The 16,744-nt window shown below is 72.1% G+C and carries 20 protein-coding genes and 1 pseudogene; 15 read left to right on the top strand and 6 right to left on the bottom strand.

The window, feature by feature from the left end; translation table 11 throughout:
- The first annotated feature begins 12 nt into the window (after nt 1–12).
- Nucleotides 13–312, top strand: coding sequence for a hypothetical protein (locus tag FB470_RS04635; RefSeq protein ID WP_306989019.1), 300 nt, complete (start codon nt 13–15; stop codon nt 310–312).
- Here FB470_RS04635 and FB470_RS04630 read toward each other — a convergent pair.
- Nucleotides 309–818 (bottom strand): GNAT family N-acetyltransferase, encoded by a 510-nt coding sequence (locus FB470_RS04630; protein WP_306989018.1) that lies wholly within the window; start codon nt 816–818, stop codon nt 309–311. The genes FB470_RS04635 and FB470_RS04630 overlap by 4 nt on opposite strands.
- Before the next feature lie 39 nt (nt 819–857).
- On the opposite strand from FB470_RS04630, the gene FB470_RS04625 reads away from it, so the two are divergent.
- Nucleotides 858–1,610 (top strand): alpha/beta fold hydrolase, encoded by a 753-nt coding sequence (locus tag FB470_RS04625; protein WP_306989016.1) that lies wholly within the window; start codon nt 858–860, stop codon nt 1,608–1,610.
- A 154-nt stretch (nt 1,611–1,764) separates the two neighbouring features.
- On the opposite strand, the gene FB470_RS04620 is transcribed toward FB470_RS04625, so the two are convergent.
- Complete coding sequence (locus FB470_RS04620; protein WP_306989015.1) at nt 1,765–2,580, bottom strand: phosphotransferase; 816 nt, start codon at nt 2,578–2,580, stop codon at nt 1,765–1,767.
- Nucleotides 2,581–2,690: 110 nt separating this feature from the next.
- On the opposite strand from FB470_RS04620, the gene ctaD reads away from it, so the two are divergent.
- The 4 genes from ctaD to FB470_RS04600 are packed head-to-tail and all read left to right on the top strand — an operon-like array spanning nt 2,691 to nt 6,891.
- The gene (gene ctaD / locus FB470_RS04615; protein WP_306989013.1) at nt 2,691–4,472 is read left to right on the top strand and encodes an aa3-type cytochrome oxidase subunit I; all 1,782 of its coding nucleotides are present in this window, start codon (nt 2,691–2,693) and stop codon (nt 4,470–4,472) included.
- 28 nt (nt 4,473–4,500) lie between these two features.
- Nucleotides 4,501–5,724, top strand: a complete 1,224-nt coding sequence (gene serB / locus FB470_RS04610) for a phosphoserine phosphatase SerB (protein ID WP_306989012.1) — start codon at nt 4,501–4,503, stop codon at nt 5,722–5,724.
- Complete coding sequence (locus FB470_RS04605) at nt 5,721–6,476, top strand: peptidyl-tRNA hydrolase (RefSeq protein ID WP_306989010.1); 756 nt, start codon at nt 5,721–5,723, stop codon at nt 6,474–6,476. Before serB ends, FB470_RS04605 begins: the two co-directional genes overlap by 4 nt.
- 19 nt (nt 6,477–6,495) lie before the next feature.
- Nucleotides 6,496–6,891, top strand: a complete 396-nt coding sequence (locus tag FB470_RS04600; protein WP_306989008.1) for an OsmC family protein — start codon at nt 6,496–6,498, stop codon at nt 6,889–6,891.
- 696 nt (nt 6,892–7,587) lie between these two features.
- On the opposite strand, the gene FB470_RS04595 is transcribed toward FB470_RS04600, so the two are convergent.
- Nucleotides 7,588–9,633, bottom strand: coding sequence for an ATP-dependent DNA helicase (locus FB470_RS04595; protein WP_306989007.1), 2,046 nt, complete (start codon nt 9,631–9,633; stop codon nt 7,588–7,590).
- Between the two features lie 164 nt (nt 9,634–9,797).
- Between FB470_RS04595 and FB470_RS04590 the strand changes: the two genes are divergently transcribed.
- Nucleotides 9,798–10,451, top strand: coding sequence for a hypothetical protein (locus tag FB470_RS04590; protein ID WP_306989006.1), 654 nt, complete (start codon nt 9,798–9,800; stop codon nt 10,449–10,451).
- Nucleotides 10,452–10,453: 2 nt separating this feature from the next.
- A pseudogene (locus FB470_RS35970) lies at nt 10,454–10,778 on the top strand (polyprenyl synthetase family protein); the annotation flags it as partial.
- Here FB470_RS35970 and FB470_RS04580 read toward each other — a convergent pair.
- Genes FB470_RS04580 through FB470_RS04570 form a run of 3 tightly spaced genes read right to left on the bottom strand, consistent with a single transcriptional unit; the run spans nt 10,748 to nt 13,280 of the window.
- Nucleotides 10,748–11,407, bottom strand: a complete 660-nt coding sequence (locus tag FB470_RS04580; protein WP_306989004.1) for a bifunctional 4-hydroxy-2-oxoglutarate aldolase/2-dehydro-3-deoxy-phosphogluconate aldolase — start codon at nt 11,405–11,407, stop codon at nt 10,748–10,750. The pseudogene FB470_RS35970 and the gene FB470_RS04580 sit on opposite strands and share 31 nt — an antisense overlap.
- Entirely contained in the window at nt 11,407–11,976 is a 570-nt protein-coding gene (locus FB470_RS04575; protein ID WP_306989003.1) for an isochorismatase family protein, read from the bottom strand. The genes FB470_RS04580 and FB470_RS04575 overlap by 1 nt, the downstream gene beginning before the upstream one ends.
- Entirely contained in the window at nt 11,976–13,280 is a 1,305-nt protein-coding gene (locus FB470_RS04570) for a nicotinate phosphoribosyltransferase (protein ID WP_306989001.1), read from the bottom strand. The genes FB470_RS04575 and FB470_RS04570 overlap by 1 nt, the downstream gene beginning before the upstream one ends.
- Before the next feature lie 97 nt (nt 13,281–13,377).
- Here FB470_RS04570 and clpS point away from each other — a divergent pair, with 97 nt between their 5' ends.
- The 7 genes from clpS to FB470_RS04535 are packed head-to-tail and all read left to right on the top strand — an operon-like array spanning nt 13,378 to nt 16,743.
- Complete coding sequence (gene clpS, locus FB470_RS04565; protein ID WP_306989000.1) at nt 13,378–13,677, top strand: ATP-dependent Clp protease adapter ClpS; 300 nt, start codon at nt 13,378–13,380, stop codon at nt 13,675–13,677.
- Nucleotides 13,674–14,231: a DUF2017 domain-containing protein gene (locus FB470_RS04560; RefSeq protein ID WP_306988998.1), complete on the top strand. Its 558-nt coding sequence runs from the start codon at nt 13,674–13,676 to the stop codon at nt 14,229–14,231. The genes clpS and FB470_RS04560 overlap by 4 nt, the downstream gene beginning before the upstream one ends.
- Nucleotides 14,228–15,217 carry a P1 family peptidase gene (locus tag FB470_RS04555; protein WP_306988996.1) on the top strand — a complete coding sequence of 330 codons (990 nt, stop codon included), beginning with the start codon at nt 14,228–14,230 and terminating at the stop codon, nt 15,215–15,217. The genes FB470_RS04560 and FB470_RS04555 overlap by 4 nt, the downstream gene beginning before the upstream one ends.
- 30 nt (nt 15,218–15,247) lie before the next feature.
- The gene (locus FB470_RS04550; protein WP_306988994.1) at nt 15,248–15,490 is read left to right on the top strand and encodes an ATP-dependent Clp protease adaptor ClpS; all 243 of its coding nucleotides are present in this window, start codon (nt 15,248–15,250) and stop codon (nt 15,488–15,490) included.
- A 1-nt stretch (nt 15,491) separates the two neighbouring features.
- Nucleotides 15,492–15,992, top strand: a complete 501-nt coding sequence (locus FB470_RS04545) for a hypothetical protein (protein ID WP_306988992.1) — start codon at nt 15,492–15,494, stop codon at nt 15,990–15,992.
- Nucleotides 15,993–16,002: 10 nt separating this feature from the next.
- Nucleotides 16,003–16,410 carry a M67 family metallopeptidase gene (locus tag FB470_RS04540; RefSeq protein ID WP_026153893.1) on the top strand — a complete coding sequence of 136 codons (408 nt, stop codon included), beginning with the start codon at nt 16,003–16,005 and terminating at the stop codon, nt 16,408–16,410.
- 54 nt (nt 16,411–16,464) lie between these two features.
- Nucleotides 16,465–16,743, top strand: a complete 279-nt coding sequence (locus FB470_RS04535) for a MoaD/ThiS family protein (RefSeq protein ID WP_306988990.1) — start codon at nt 16,465–16,467, stop codon at nt 16,741–16,743.
- Nucleotide 16,744 lies beyond the last annotated feature (1 nt).

The raw sequence follows: 16,744 nt of genomic DNA, 5'->3' as shown, positions 1-16,744 counted from the left end.
TACCGTGGCCGGGTGCCCCGACGCAACCGACCACACCGTGGCCGCCCCGACGCCGACCGCGCCGGGGCGGCTTCCGGTTGGGCGCACGCGGAGTCGGGTCCGGACGGGGACTGGCTGGTGCGCAGCGTGCCGGGCAGCCACGCGACCAAGGTCTACCGGTGCCCCGGTTGTGATCACGAGATCCAGCCCGGGGTGCCCCACGTAGTCGCCTGGCCCGCCGACGAGCTCGGCTCGGTGGCCGATCGCCGTCACTGGCACCGCGCCTGCTGGAACGCGCGGGACCGCCGGGCCCCGACGCGGAAGCGCTTCTAGAGCTTGCGGAAGTGGCGCGAGACCGCGCCGTCGTGGAAGGTCTCGGTGTAGGCGGTGAAGCCGAGCCGTTCGGCGACCCTCAGGGAGGGTTCGTTCGCGATGTGGACGCTGATCTGGACCGGGAACTCCGGTAGTTCCCGCTCGGCCCAGTCGACGACGGCGGAGGCCATCTCGGTCGCGTAGCCGCGGCCCCAGAACTCCGGGCGGAACCGGTAGTAGAGGTTGAGCAGGCGCGCCCCGCCGAACTCGAGGTACTGCACGCCGCCGATGCCCGCGACCTCGCTGGTGCCGAGCGGGACCACCGCGACGTAGCCGAAGCCGTGCGCCTTCCAGTGCTCCAGCCAGGCGGTGAGCTTGACCTCCGTCTCGTCGGTGCTGGGCGGGGCGGGGTGGTAGCGGTTGGTCCGCGGGTCGGTCTGGATCTCGACCACGTCGTCGCGGTCGCCGGGGCCCAGGGGCCGCAGCAACAGACGGTCCGTGCGGATTTCCCGCCACTCGACGCTCACGAAGCGACGTTAGCGCGGCGGTCCAGCACAATCTCGGGTATGGCCGATCTTCCCCTGGTTCTCCTCCACGCGTTCCCGGTGGACGCCCGCATGTGGCGCCCGCTCCGCGACGGGCTCACCGCACGGCACCGGCTGATCACGCCCGACCAGCGCGGGCTCGGGCGGACGCCGCTGCCGGAGACCGACCGCGAGCCGACCCTCGACGACGCCGCGCGGGACGTGATCGCCCTGCTCGACAAGCTGGAGCTGGAGCAGGTCGTGCTCGGCGGCTGTTCCATGGGCGGCTACGTCACGATGGCTGTGCTGCGCGCCGCGCCGGAACGGGTCGCCGGGCTGGTCCTGATCGACACCAAGGCGACGGCGGACACGCCGGAGGCGGCCCAGGCGCGCCGCGACCTGGCCGGGCGGGCCGAGGCCGAGGGCGTCGGCGGCTGGCTCGCCGAGGCGATGCTGCCGAACCTGGTCAGCGCCTCGACCCGCGAGACGCGCCCGGATGTGGTCGAGTCGCTGCGCGGCCTGATCGACAGCCAGCAGGGCGCCGGCGTGGCCTGGGCCGCGAGGGCGATGGCCGCCCGGCCCGACTCGACGGAGTTGCTGACCGCCGCCGACGTGCCCGCGGTGGTCATCGTGGGCGAGGAGGACGGCCTCACCCCGCCCGACGCCGCCCAGGCGCTGGCGGAGGCCCTGCCGAAGGGTGAGCTGGTGGTCGTCCCGCAGGCCGGGCACCTCACGCCACTGGAAGCACCGGCCATGGTCAGCGAGGCGATCCTCGGCTGGTGGCCCTTCGGGTAGCGGGACGGCCGCTCACGCTCGTGCGTCGGCTGGCTCCGCCCACCAGCCGTCCCGCTACCGGATCGGCATGCTCCGGAGGCGATCCGCTCCCAGAAGTAGTGGACCTCCCTGGTGTGCCAGACCAGTCGGCCGCGTCCCCCCGCACCGCGGCGAGCTACCCCTTTGTGAATCTCCGCAGCTCAGCCCGTGCTTCCGGGAGCCGCTCGGGAAACCGCCGGGCGATCACGAACCGCCAGCACACGGCGAACAGCTCCCGCAGCCGCACCCACGGCTCCAGCTCGCCGGGCTCGCCCGGGTACGCCGCGACCGCCGCGCGGCCGTCGAGCCTGCTCGTCGTCGCCAGGCACGCCAGGTCCCATCCGACCGGCCCGGTCCAGGTGTCCTCGAAGTCCAGCCACCGCGGCCCGCTCGCCGTGGCCACGAGGTTGCCGGGGTGCGCGTCACCGTGGAGGGGCTGCGCCGGCGCGTCCGGCAGGCTCGCCTCGACCGCGTCGACCTCGTCCGCCAGCTCCGCGGGCAGGTCGAGGCGTGAGATCCACGACCTGGCCTCCGCGACCGGGCCGGGCGCGTCCAGCTCGCCGGGGAACTCGCGCAGCGCGGCGTGCAGCTCGGCCAGCGACCAGGCCACCTCGGCGGGGGAGAAGACGTGATCCGGGTCGTGACGTGTGAAACGCCACAGTGTCACCGGAAGGTCGTCGACGAGGTGGGGACCTGGGCTTTCGAAGGGCGGAATGACCGGTGCGTCCCGCATCGCGAGGAACGACGAAAGTGCCACTTCGCGTGCCAGCGACTGGAGCACCCGTGGCCGCGCGACCAGCGTCGTTCCCGGCACCCTGGCCACCACCGCACCCAGCCTCACCAGGACGTTCGAGCGCCTGGCCAGCACTTCCGGGTACTCCGTGGGCAGGTGGAACCGGTTCCCGACCTCGACCGCGGCGGCGACCGCGGCGGCCACGTAGCGGTCTTCCATGGCGTGATCTTCCCAGCCGGTGCGCACCTGTGTCGGAGGCGAGGGATACCATCCGGACTGGTCGCGTCGCCGCGGCCGGTGAGATACCGAAGCAGAACTTGGAGGCAGGAGTGACAGCCGTAGCCCCGCAGCCGATTGTCACGCGTCCCTATCCGGCGCGACAGGAGGCCAAGGGTTCGTTGCTGCTGCGGTTGTTCCGCACGACGGACCACAAGCAGATCGGCATCATGTACCTGGTCACGTCGTTCGCCTTCTTCATGGTGGGCGGCGCGATGGCGATGCTGATCCGCACCGAGCTCGCCCACCCGGGACAGCAGTTCCTGTCGCAGGAGCAGTACAACCAGCTGTTCACCATGCACGGCACGATCATGCTGCTGCTGTACGCGACCCCGATCCTGTTCGGGTTCGCGAACTTCGTGATGCCGCTGCAGATCGGCTCGCCGGACGTGGCGTTCCCGCGGTTGAACGCCTTCTCCTACTGGCTGTACCTGTTCGGTGGTCTCATCGTCGTGGCGGGCTTCCTGACGCCGGGTGGCGCGGCCGACTTCGGCTGGTTCGCCTACACCCCGCTGTCGGACGCGATCCACTCGCCGGGCGTCGGCGCGGACATGTGGATCGCCGGTCTGGCGGTCTCCGGTCTGGGCACCATCCTGGGCGCGGTCAACATGGTCACCACCATCGTCTGCCTGCGCGCGCCGGGCATGACGATGTTCCGGATGCCGATCTTCACCTGGAACATCCTGATCACCAGCATCCTGGTGCTGCTCGCCTTCCCGATCCTCACCGCGGCGCTGATGGGCCTGATGGCCGACCGGCACATCGGGGCGCACGTGTTCGACCCGGCCACCGGTGGCGTGATCCTCTGGCAGCACCTGTTCTGGTTCTTCGGGCACCCCGAGGTGTACATCGTCGCGCTGCCGTTCTTCGGCATCGTCTCCGAGATCATCCCGGTGTTCTCGCGCAAGCCGGTCTTCGGCTACAAGGGCCTGGTCTTCGCGACGCTGGCCATCGCGGCGCTGTCGGTCGCGGTGTGGGCGCACCACATGTACGCCACCGGCGCGGTGCTGCTGCCGTTCTTCTCCTTCATGACCTTCCTGATCGCGGTCCCGACCGGTGTCAAGTTCTTCAACTGGATCGGCACCATGTGGAAGGGGCAGCTGAGCTTCGAGACGCCGATGATCTTCTCGGTCGGCTTCCTCGTCACCTTCCTCTTCGGTGGCCTGACCGGCATCCTGCTGGCCGCCCCCGCGATCGACTTCCACGTGTCGGACAGCTACTTCGTGGTGGCGCACTTCCACTACGTGCTCTACGGCACGATCGTGTTCGCGACCTTCGCCGGCATCTACTTCTGGTTCCCGAAGATCACCGGCCGGATGCTCGACGAGAAGCTGGGCAAGCTGCACTTCTGGACCACGTTCATCGGCTTCCACGGCACCTTCCTGGTCCAGCACTGGCTGGGCGCCGAGGGCATGCCGCGCCGCTACGCCGACTACCTGGCCAGCGACGGGTTCACCACCCTGAACACCATCTCCACCATCGGCGCCTACATCCTGGGCGCGTCGACCCTGCCCTTCATCTACAACGTGTTCAAGAGCTACCGCTACGGCGAGCTCGTCACCGTGGACGACCCGTGGGGCTACGGCAACTCGCTGGAGTGGGCCACGAGCTGCCCGCCGCCGCGGCACAACTTCACCGAACTGCCGCGCATCCGCTCCGAGCGGCCGGCGTTCGAGCTGCACTACCCGCACATGGTCGAGCGGATGCACCACGAGGGTGAGATCGGCTTCTTCGGCAAGCCGAAGGTCCACGCCGGGGTCAAGGCTCCGTCGCAGGCCCTCACCGACGCGGTCATCCCGGGCGACCACGACAAGGACAACGCGAGCGAGCAGTGATCCGCGGCGTCCAGGTAGGAACCGCGCCATGACGCCGGTGCTGATTACGACGACCGGGCCGGACAAGCCCGGCGTCACCTCGGTCCTCTTCGCCGCCCTCACGCGGCACGGGGTCGAGATGCTCGACGTCGAACAGGTCGTCATCCGCGGCCGGCTCACCCTGGGTGTGCTGGTCGCGGTGGCGGACGACCCGGAGGGCCTGCAGGAGTCCGTCGAGCAGGCCATGGCTACGGTCGCCATGCACGTCGAAGTCCGGGTCGGGGACGCGATCGGGGAGGACCCGTTCGCCCCCGCCCGGCAGGGTTCGACGCACGTGGCCGTGATCCTCGGGCGTCCGCTGACCGCCCGCGCCTTCACCGACTTCGCGGGCCGGCTGGCCTCGCTCGGCGCCAACATCGACGCCATCCGCCGCATCGCCGATTACCCGGTCACCGGGCTCGAGGTGCATGTCTCGGTCGCGGACGACACCGAGCAGGCCGACACCGAGCTGCGGGCCGCGGTCGCCGACGTCGCCTCCTCCGGCGGGGTGGACATCGCGATCGAACGCGGTGGTCTCGCCCGGCGGGCCAAGCGGCTCATCGTCTTCGACGTGGACTCGACCCTCATCCAGGGCGAGGTCATCGAGATGCTGGCCGCGCACGCCGGGGTCGAGCCGAAGGTCCGCGAGATCACCGAGGCCGCCATGCGCGGCGAGCTGAACTTCACCGAGTCGCTCGAACGCCGCGTCGGCCTGCTCGCCGGGCTGCCCGAGTCGGTGCTCGACGAGGTGGCCGCGACGATCCAGCTGACGCCGGGTGCCCGCACCACGGTCCGGACGCTGAAGCGGCTCGGGTTCCGCTGCGGTGTCGTGTCCGGTGGTTTCACCCGGATCATCCAGCCGATCGCCGACGACCTGGGGCTCGACTTCGTCGCGGCCAACGAGCTGGAGGTCGTGGGCGGCAAGCTGACCGGGCGGGTCGTCGGCGAGATCATCGACCGCGCGGGGAAGGCGATCGCGCTGCGCCGCTTCGCCGACCGCTACGGCATCCCGCTCGCCCAGTGCGTCGCGGTGGGTGACGGGGCCAACGACATCGACATGCTCAAGGCGGCCGGGATGGGCGTCGCGTTCAACGCGAAGCCCGCGCTGCGCGAGGTCGCCGACACCGCGCTGTCGCATCCGTACCTCGACGCCGTGCTGTTCGTCCTCGGCGTCAGCCGTGCGGAGGTCGAAGCCGCCGACGCGGCCGATGGCCTCTCGCTCGCGCGGCCATGAACGTCCTCGCACCGCTGGCCGCCCGGTACGCCACGTGGCTCGGGCTGCCGGCCGAGGAGACCGCGCTGCCGGAGGGCGCGCCGCACGAGGTCCGGGCGATGCCGGTGATCCTGCGGCTGGAGAAGGCCGAACCGCCGTCACGTACGCCGCTTCTGGAAGCGGCGGCCGCCGCGGCGCTCGCGGTGTGCCTGGACGAGCGTGCGCAGCCGGGCGGCGAGTGGCACGAACCGGTGCACGACTGGGTGTCCGGGCACATCCGGAAGGTTTCGCGCCGGGCGCGCGGGGCGCACTGGGTGGCGGCACAGGATTTTCCCGGGGTGACGGTGACGGTCGACGGGGCCGAGGTCCGCGCGCTGGTGCCGGGGCGGGTGGTCGACGTGCCGAAGGAGATCAGCCGCCTGCAGATCTCGGGCAGTGACCTGCCGCCTGACGAGCCTGGTCCCGCGCCGCCGGACGTGCCGCTGTTGCTGCTCAATCCCGAGGTCGGGATGACCGTGGGGAAGGCGTCCGCGCAGGTCGGTCACGGCACGATGATCCTCGCCTCGCTGCTGGGTCCCGATGAGCTGGCGGCGTGGGCGGAGCGCGGGTATGCGTGCGCGGTGCGGACCGCGACCGTGGCCCAGTGGAAGCAGTTGCACCCGGGTGACGATCCCGCGGGGGCCTGGCGCACGCGGCGGGTGGTCGCCGTGCGGGACGCCGGGTTCACCGAGGTCGAGCCGGGCACCGTCACGGTCCTCGCCCAGTGGCGCTGACCTCGAGCAAGGAGCGCCTGTGAGTCTGGATGTCCGCCGCGAGGGCGAGCACGAGTTCGTCGGCCGCAACGAGCGTGGCGCGTCGGTGCGGATCGGCCGCAAGGGCGCGCCGGACGCGTTCTCGCCGGCGGAGCTGCTGCAGATCGCGGCGGCCGGTTGTGCGGCGGTGACGGCCGAAGAGCTGATCACCCGCCGCACCGACGCGCCCCTGCGGGTTGAGGTGACGGCGGATCGCCGCGACGGCGCGTGGGAACTGGACGCCGTGCACGTCCTCTTCGACGTCGACTTGTCCGGTTTGGACGACGACGAGCGCGCGAAGCTGGTGGCCGCGGTGGACCGAGCCATCGAACGGCTGTGCACGGTGTCCCGGACGCTCAAGAAGGGCATCCCAGCGACCGAAAGCTTCACCGAATAGCGCCTCGCGCCCCGCGGGTGCAGTGGCGAGATGTCACCCCGTCCAACGATCCGCGAGGCGCTGCGGGAAATCACCACCTGACGCCGCGCGTGGGGGATCCTCGTGCGGGCGCGACCGGGTGGTTCGTGGGCGCGCGAGGGGGATCCTCGTGCGGGTCCGGCCGGGTAGTTGGTGGCCGCGCGTGGGGGAATCTCGTGCGGGCGCGACCGGGTAGTTCGTGGGCGCGCGAGGGGGAATCTCGTGCAGGTGCCGCGCGAGGGGGATCCTCGTGCGGGCGCGACCGGGTAGTTCGTGGGCACGCGTGGGGGAATCTCGTGCGGGCGCGACCGGGTAGTTCGTGGGCACGCGTGGGGGAATCTCGTGCGGGCGCGACCGGGTAGTTCGTGGGCACGCGTGGGGGAATCTCGTGCAGGTGCCGCGCGAGGGGGAACCCCGTGCGGGCGCGACCGGGTGGTTGGTGGGCACGCGAGGAGGAATCTCGTGCGGGCACGACCGGACAGTTCGTGGGCACGCAAGAAGAACCTCGTGCGGCCGTCAGCTGGCGCGGCCGCCGGCTCACGCGACCACCAGCCGACGCGGCTCCCCACCAGCTGACGCGACCGCCCGCTGATGCGGCCGCGCCGGCTGTCGCGGCTGCGCCGGCTGTCGCGGCCCACAGCTGACACCGGCGCCGGCGCGGGCGAGCCCGCTCCGTTGTCAGCTGGCCGCCGCGTCCAGGCGTTGCAGCGCTGCTTTCGCCACGTCGGGGTCGAAGGTCGGCCAGAAGGGGGGCAACGAGGAGCGCAGGAAGCCGCCGTAGCGGGCCGTTGCCAGGCGGGAGTCCAGCACGGCCACCACGCCGCGGTCGCCCACGGACCGGTGCAGGCGACCGGTCCCCTGCGCCAGCAGCAGCGCCGCGTGGGTGGCGGCCACCGTGAGGAAACCGTTGCCTCCCCGGGCCTCCACGGCCCGCTGCCGCGCCGAGGAGACCGGGTCGTCCGGGCGCGGGAACGGGATCCGGTCGACGATCACCAGCTGCAGCGACGGCCCGGGCACGTCCACGCCCTGCCACAACGACAACGTCCCGAACAGGCACGTCCGCGCGTCCTCCGCGAACTTGGTCACCAGCAGCGACGTCGCGTCCTCGCCCTGGCACAGGATCGGGAACTTGATCCGGTCGCGCAGCTCCTCGGTCGCCTGCTTCGCCGCCCGCATCGACGAGAACAGGCCCAGGGTCCGGCCCCCGGCCGCCTCGATCAGCGACGCGATCTCGTCGAGCGTCTTCTCGCCCAGGCCGTCCCGGCCCGGCGGCGGCAGGTGCTTCGCCACGTACAGGATCCCGTTGCGCCGGTGGTCGAACGGCGAACCGACGTCCAAACCGGACCACTTCAGATCGTCGTCGTCGGACGGGGCCTCCTTCTCCGTCGCCGCGCCTTCCGCGTGCACCACCTTCGCCTGCGACGGCGGCAGCCCCCACTGCCGCGCCAGCGTGTCGAACGCGCCGCCCAGCGCGAGCGTCGCCGACGTCAGCACCGTCGTCTTCTGCGCGAACACCCGCTCCCGCAGCAACCCGGCCACCGACAGCGGCGCCACGTGCAGCGTCGGCGGGCGGTTGCCGAACGCGAACCGGTCGTTGGACAGCCACACGACGTCCCGCTGGTGCGCGGTGTCCTCGGCGAACGCGTCGAGCAGCCGCACCGCGGTGTCGTGCACCTCCTCCAACTGCGAACGCGCGAGCTTGCGGGCGGTCGCCTCCTCGACGTCCTCCTTGCGGTCCGACCCCAGCGCCGACAGGCACGCGTGCGCACCGTCGCGCACCGCGGCCACCGTGCCGCCGAGCGCCTTCGGCAGCGTGTCCATCCGCCCGGCCGGCATGTCCTCCAGGATCATCGCCAGGCCCTCGCTCGCCTCCTGCAGCCGGTCGGCCGTGTCGGCGTCGATCAGCTTCCCGCACCGCCGCACCGCGACCGCGACCGCCGACGACGTCAGCTCGCCCGTCGCCACCGACGTCACCCGGTCGACCAGCTCGTGCGCCTCGTCGATGATCACCAGGTCGTGCTCCGGCAGCACCTGGAAGCCCTGCAGTGCGTCGATCGCCAGCAGCGCGTGGTTGGTGACCACCACGTCCGCCTTGCCCGCCTCACCCCGCGCCCGCTCGGCGAAGCAGTCCTGGCCGATCGGGCAGCGCGACACGCCGAGGCACTCGCGCGCGGTGACCGACACCTGCCGCCACGCCTGCTCCGACACGCCCGGCACGAGCTCGTCGCGGTCGCCGGTCTCGGTGTCCGAGGACCACTCGCGCAGCCGGGTGACCTCCTTGCCCAGCCGCGACACCGCGAACGGGTCGAACAGGGCCGGGTCCTCCGGCTCCTCCGGCGCGCCCGAGTCGAGGCGGTGCAGGCACAGGTAGTTGCGGCGGCCCTTGAGGATCGCGAACGTCGGCGTGCGGCCCAGCGGCTTCTTCAGCGCCTTCGCCAGCCGCGGCAGGTCGCGGTCGACGAGCTGCCGCTGCAACGCGATGGTCGCCGTCGACACCACCACCGTGGTGTCCTTCTCGACCGCGTGCCGGATGGCCGGCACCAGGTACGCCAGCGACTTGCCGGTGCCGGTGCCCGCCTGCACCGCCAGGTGCTCGCCCGTGCGGATGGCCCGCCCGACCGCCTCGGCCATCTTGACCTGGCCCGGGCGCTCGGCGCCGCCGAGCGCCTCGACAGCAGTCGTGAGGAGCTCGTTGACACCGGGGAACGCAGTTCGGGCGGCCACCAGGACACGGTACCGGGGACCACCGTCAAGAACGCCGCACCGCCCCGCCGCCACCAACTTCGAGATCCACTCGTCCGGGTGGCATCCCGCCGGGTGGGTCAGGCCGTCCGGGTGACCTGCCGATTGACGAAGGGGATTTCCCGGCGAATCGAAAGGAGCGGCTCATGAGGCGGGCCAGGCGGATCGTGGTGGCAGCACTCCTCTGCGGCGGTGTGGTGGGCGTCCCGGCGAGCGCTCAGGCGCAGCAGACCACCGCGACCGGCGCCGGTTCGGTAGGCGCGGTGGACATCACGGTCGACGCCGCGCCCGCGCACGCCGACCCGCTCGCGACGTGCGTCGTGGACCGGACGCCGTCCGGCCACACGGACCCGGTCACCGTCGGCGGGAAGACGTCGTACGGTTCGAGCGACACCACGTGCACCCGCAACACCGACGGCACCGCGAGCGTCAAGGTCACCGGGCAGCGGTTCGAGACCAGCGTGCTGCAGCCCTACGGCGGGCCGGTCATCAAGGCCGGGACGTTCGGCGCCGGTTGCACCACCACCGCCAAAGGCAGCAACGGTTACATGGAGCTGGGCGCGGTCACCGGCATCACGGTGCCGGAGAGCATCCCGGCCAACCACACGATCACGATCCCCGGCGCGACGCCGGACGCGCCGCCGATCGCCGAGGTCGTGCTCAACGAGCTGGTCGTGCCCTCGCCCGCGGACGGCAGCCTGACCACGAACGCCATGCACATCAAGCTGTTCCCGCAGGGCGGCCCGGCCTCCGGCGACATCCTCGTCGGCTCGGCCCGCTGCTCGCCGTTCGGCCTCTGACGTCGCTGCTGCACGACGACCTGGTGGACGGCGACACCTGGCGGCGGCACCGGCCGACGGTGTGGGCGGCGCGGGGCGCGGCTGCTGTCCGAGGCGGTCGGCGAACTGATCCGCGGCCAGGTGCTGGACGTGGCCTTCGAGCAGCGCGACGACGTCACCCTCGACGAGTGCCTGGACATGGCGGGCGGCAAGACCGCGCTGCTGTCCGCCAGCGCGGCGATCGGCGCCGACCTGGGCCTGGCGTTCCAGCTGGTCGACGACGTGCTCGGAATCTGGGGCGAGCAGTCGGTCACCGATCAGGCGTACCGGTCCGCGATCGCGGCGAGGTGGGAGGCGCGCTTCGCCAGCTCGTCGAGGCGGCCGCCGTCGACCGCGTCGCCGAACAGCGCCGACGCCACCCCGACCGCGAGCGCGCCGGCACCCAGGTGATCGTCCACATCGGACAAGGCGACGCCGCCGGCGGGCACCAGCGGCACCTCCGGCAGCGTGGACCGGACCTCCTCGAGGTACCGCGCGCCACCGGAGGTGCCCGCCGGGAAGAGCTTCACCGCGGCCGGCCCGTACCGCCACGCGGCGTCGACCTCGGTCGGGGTGAGCGCACCGCACACGATCGGCATCGCGCACTCCTGCGCCCGCCACAGCACGTCCGGCCAGAAGGTGGTGGTCGCGACGAAGTCGATGCCGGCCGCGGCGCACCGGTCGACGTCCGCCACGGTGCGCACCCCGCCCGCACCGATCAGGGCGTCCGCACCGAGCTCGACCTGCAGGGTGCCGATCGCGTCCAGCGCGCCCGGCGTGGCCAGGTCCACCTCGATGACGCGCAGGCCCGCGTCGTAGACGACCTGGCCCGCGTCGGCGAACCAGGACGCGTCCTCGGCGCGCAGGATCGCCAGCACCCGGCTGGTCGCCAGGCGCTCCCGGAAGCGGTTGTTGTGCTTCCGCAGCACGGTGCGCATCAGCCGACCCGCGGGGTGCCCACGAGGTCCACGTCCGCGGCGCGCAGCTGGTCCAGCGCCCGGTCGGTGGTCTCCCGCGCCACACCGGCGGTGAGGTCGAGCAGGACGCGCACCGAGAACCCGGCCGCGGCGGCGTCGAGCGCGCTGGCCCGCACGCAGTGGTCGGTCGCGATGCCCACCACGTCGACCTCGGTGATCTGCCGTTCCCGCAACCAGTCGGCGAGCTGCTCGCCGGCGTCGGTGTGCCCCTCGAACCCGGAGTACCCGTCGCTGTACTGGCCCTTCGAGAACACCGCGGTGATGGGGCCGACGTCGAGCGCCGGGTGGAACGAGGCGCCCGGCTTCCCGGCCTCGCAGTGCCGCGGCCACGACCGCACGTAGTCCGGGTTCTCGCTGAAGTGCGCACCCGGGTCGATGTGGTAGTCGCGCGTCGCGGCCACCGCCGTATAACCACCGCGGGCGAGGTGCTCGCTGATCTTCGCGGCCACCTCCGCCCCGCCGGCGACGGCCAGCGCGCCGCCCTCGCAGAAGTCGTTCTGCACGTCCACGACGATCAGTGCCCGGCTCATCAGGCCTCCTGGGGGAACACGGTGGGGATCGCGGGTTCGCCGTGGGAGAGCTTGAGCCCCTCCCACGGCAGGCTGACCAGGCCGTCGCGCAGCCGCTGACGGCTGTCGTCCAGCGTCGGCAGGTCGTCGACCGGCTTGCCGCCGCGCACCAGCGGGATGGGCAGTTCGCGGTCGTGCTCACCGGCCTCGGGCCGCTGCCCGGCCGCGTACACGACCTCCTCGATCGCCGTCCCGGTCGGCTTGTGACGGCGCAGTGCGGACTTGGCGCCACCGCGCGAGGCCTTGTTCTCGCTGCGCTTGGCCACCGGGCGGCCGTCGACCTCGACCAGCTTGTAGACCATGCCCGCGGTCGGGGCGCCGGACCCGGTGACCACGGAGGTGCCCACCCCGTAGGCGTCGACCGGCTCGGCGCGCAGTGCCGCGATCGCGTGCTCGTCGAGGTCGCCGGACACCACGATCCGGGTGTCCCGCGCGCCGAGCGAGTCCAGCTGCTCGCGCGCCTTGCGGGCCAGCACGCCGACGTCACCGGAGTCGATGCGGATCGCGCCCAGGTCGGTGCCGGCGACGCGCACCGCGGTCTCGATGCCCCGGGTGATGTCGTAGGTGTCGACCAGGAGGGTGGTGTCGGTGCCCATCTTCTCGACCTGGGCGCGGAAGGCGTCTTCTTCGCTGTCGTGCAGCAGCATGAACGCGTGCGCGACCGTGCCGCGGGTCGGCAGGCCGTAGCGGCGGCCGGCCTCCAGGTTCGACGTGGTGGCGAAACCGCCGATGTAGGCGGCGCGCGCGGCGGCGACCGCGGCCCACTCGTGCGTGCGGCGGCCGCCCATCTCGATGATCGGCCTGCCGTGCGCGGCCGACGCCATGCGTGCGGCGGCGGAGGCGATCGCGCTGTCGTGGTTGAGGATCGACAGCGCGACGGTCTCCAGCAGCACCGCCTCGGCGAACGTGCCCCGGACGGTGAGGATCGGCGAGCCCGGGAAGTACAGCTCGCCCTCCGGGTAGCCGTCGACGTCGCCGCTGAACCGGTAGTTCGCCAGCCACGACAGGGTGTCGTCGTCGACGACGGCGGTGGCCGCGAGCTGGTCGATCTCGGCGTCGGTGAACCGGAAGTCGGCGATCGCGTCCAGCACGCGGGCGGTGCCGGCGACCACGCCGTAGCGCCGTCCGGCGGGCAACCGCCGGGCGAAGACCTCGAACACGCACTGCCGGTCGCCGGTGCCGTCGGCCAGGGCACTGCCCAGCATGGTGAGTTCGTAGTGGTCGGTCAGCAGGGCGGTGCTGCCGTGCGTCTCGGGGAAACCCATGCGTTCAGACTATGAGGTAGTTGCGCGTCCGGCCGAATCACCCGAACAGACCCACCACCGGTCCACGTTGTGCCGGTTCCGTGACACCATGGGTCGCATGACCACGCCTGTCGCATCCGAACAGACGCAGGTTGAACCAATCGGTGTCGAGACCGGTGCCGAGGACAAGCCGTGGCAGACGATCGTCTGGAACGACCCGGTGAACCTGATGTCGTACGTGACGTACGTCTTCCAGAAGCTGTTCGGGTACAGCCGCGACCACGCCACCAAGCTGATGCTGGACGTGCACCACAAGGGGCGCGCGGTGGTGTCGTCGGGCACGAAGGAGAAGGTCGAGGGCGACGTGACCAGACTTCACGCGGCCGGCCTGTGGGCGACGATGGAGCACACTTCGTGAGGGGCTGGCAGCGCAAGGGCGGGCGCGTGCACGCCGGGTTCGAGCAGCAGGAGGCCGCGGTGCTGCGCGGCCTGGTCAGCCAGCTCGAGGACATGCTGCGGGCGCGCGCCGAGGAGGCGCCGCAGGACCCGCTGGCCGAGCTGACCGGCATCCGCACCGGCCCGTCGCAGTCCCCGGACGACCCCGTGCTGTCCCGTCTGCTGCCCGACTACCACAAGATCGACCCGGACACCCCCAGCCAGGAGGTGCTCGACTCGGCGAGCGCGCTGCGGTCGCTGCACGAGCCCGAGCTGGTGGACGCGAAGGTCGGCGTCGCCACGGTGGTCATGGAGACCCTGCCGCGCGACGGCGGTGACGTGAAGCTGACCTACGAGCAGGCCGACGCGTGGCTCGCGGCGCTCAACGACGTCCGGCTGGCGCTGGGGACCGCGCTGGACGTCACCGAGGACATGCCCGAGGAGCTGCCCGAGGACGACCCGCGGTCGCCGCACCTGGGCGTCTACCACTGGCTGACCTGGGTGCAGGAAAGCCTGGTGCAGGCGCTGACGGCATGATCACCGACGTGCCCGGGGTGCTCGTCGGGCACCACCACCGGATCGGGGACGGCTGGGCCACCGGGACGACGGTCGTGCTCACGCCGCCGGGCACCACGGGGGCGGTCGACCAGCGCGGCGGCGCGCCCGGCACGCGCGAGACCAACCTGCTCGAGCCGGAGAACCTGGTCCGCCACGTCGACGCGATCTGCCTGTCCGGCGGCAGCGCCTACGGTCTCGCGGCGGCCGACGGGGTCATGCGGTGGCTGAGCGAGCACGAGCGCGGGTTCCAGGTCGGGGCCGAGCCGCACGAGGTGGTGCCGATCGTGCCCGGCGCGGTGATCTTCGACCTGCCGCGCAGCGCGTGGGGCAACCGGCCGGACCCGTCGTTCGGGTACGCCGCCTGCGAAGCGGCGGGTGTCGCGGTCCGGCAGGGCAGTGTCGGCGCGGGGGCCGGGGCGGCGGTCGGGTCGCTGAAGGGCGGGGTCGGTTCCGCGAGCGAGCGGGTGGGCGACTTCGTGGTCGGGGCGCTGGCGGTGGTGAACGCGCGCGGCGAGGCGGTCGCGTTCGAGACGGGACGGCCGTTCGCGGCCGACCACGAGGTGGACGGCGAGTTCGGGGTGAGCTGGCCGGAACGGGCCGCGTCGGTGCCCGGGCAGGCGACGGACCTGAACACGACCATCGGCGTGGTGGCGGTCGACGCGGACCTGTCGAAGGCCGAATGCCGCCGCCTGGCGGTCGCGGCGCAGGACGGCCTGGCGCGCGCGGTGCGGCCGGCGCACTCGATGTTCGACGGCGACACGGTGTTCGCGCTGGCCACGGGCGCCCGAGACTTGCCGGAGGCCTCGGGACCGTTCGGGGTGACCACGCGCGCGGCGGCGCTGGACGAGCTGTGCGGGGCCGCGGCGCGGGTCTTCGCCCGGGCGTGCGTGCACGGGCTGATCAGCGCCGAGGGTGTGGCGGGCGTGCCCGCGTACCGGGACGTGTGGCCGGAGGCCTTCGCGTAACGCGCCTGCCGGGGGCGCGATCATGAGGCCGTGAAGCGTGAGCGGGCCTGGGCCGTCGTGGTGCACGACGACCACGTGAACTCCTTCCAGTCGGTGGTCTACGCGCTGCACAGCACGGTCGGGTTGCCGGTCGAGCGGGGCCTGGAGTTCGCCGGCGTGGTGCACCACGAGGGCCTGGCCGAGCTCACCCGGTTCGCGTCCCGGGAGCAGGCCGAGCGCCTGGTCGCCGAGCTGCAGGTGCTCGGCCTGCACGCCACGGTGCAGGGCGTCTGACGTGGACTTCCTCGACGCGCACGCGCTGCCCGGCGGCCAGGTCCTGGTCCAGATGTCCCCGAACGTCGGCGAGTGCCTCTACGCGATCGCCGGTGAGCTGCTGACCGCGCTGGACACCGGGCGCCTCGGCGGCCGGCCGCTGCGGAACGAGGACCTGTTCCCCGACGCCCACCTGCTCCTCCGGGAGGCGCGAGGGTTCCGCGAGCGGCACGGCGCGGCGATGCGGGAGAGCGTGACGGCCGCGGTCCGGGCGATCGTGCGCGGCTGGCCGGGCACGCCGGCGGTCACGCTCGATCCGGCCTGGCTGCGGGCCTGGATGATCACCTTCGGTCACGCGCAGGTCCTCTACCTGCGCAAACCCCGGTGGCGTGACGGGCGTGCCTGGGCGCGGTTCCCGGTCAGCGGGCGGGACGTCACGCTCGGGTGGCTCGCGCACGCCCAGGACGCCGTCGCGCTGGCGTGCGCAGTCTCACTCTGTGAACCCCCGGTGTCCGGCACGTAAGATAACCGTCGTGCTTCGGATCCGCCGTGAACTCGTCGACGAGATCGTCGCCCACGCTCGCCGGGACCACCCGGACGAGGCGTGCGGCGTGATCGCCGGTCCCGAGGGTTCCGACCGCCCCGAGCGGTTCATCCCGATGCTGAACGCGGCGCGCTCGCCGACGTTCTACGAGTTCGACTCCGGTGACCTGCTCAAGCTCTACCGCGAGATGGACGCGAACGACGAGGTCCCGGTCGTGATCTACCACTCGCACACCGCGACCGAGGCCTACCCGTCACGCACCGACGTGTCCTACGCCTCCGAGCCCGACGCGCACTACGTGCTGGTCTCCACCCGCGACCCTGAGACGCACGAGTTCCGGTCGTACCGGATCGTGGACGGGGTCGTCACCGAGGAGCCGGTGGAGATCACGGAATAACGCCGGGCAGCCGGACGTCAGACCTGGAAGAAACCCAAGCGGAGGTAGTTACTCATGGCCGTGACCGTGTCCATCCCCACCATCCTGCGTACCCACACGGATGGCCAGAAGTCGGTCGAGGCGTCCGGCAAGACCGTGCTCGAGGTGATCGACGACATCGAGTCGCGGCACGGCGGCCTCAAGGCCCGCCTGGTCAAGGAGGACAAGCTCCACCGCTTCGTGAACGTCTACGTCAACGACGAGGACGTGCGCTTCGCCGGCGGCCTGGACGCCGAGGTCAAGGACGGCGACACCGTCACCATCCTGCCCGCGGTGGCCGGCGGCGCCCGCTAGG

The organism is Amycolatopsis thermophila (assembly GCF_030814215.1).
In the GTDB taxonomy this organism is placed as follows: Bacteria; Actinomycetota; Actinomycetes; order Mycobacteriales; family Pseudonocardiaceae; genus Amycolatopsis_E; species Amycolatopsis_E thermophila.
This window is presented reverse-complemented; position numbering and strand designations above follow the sequence as displayed.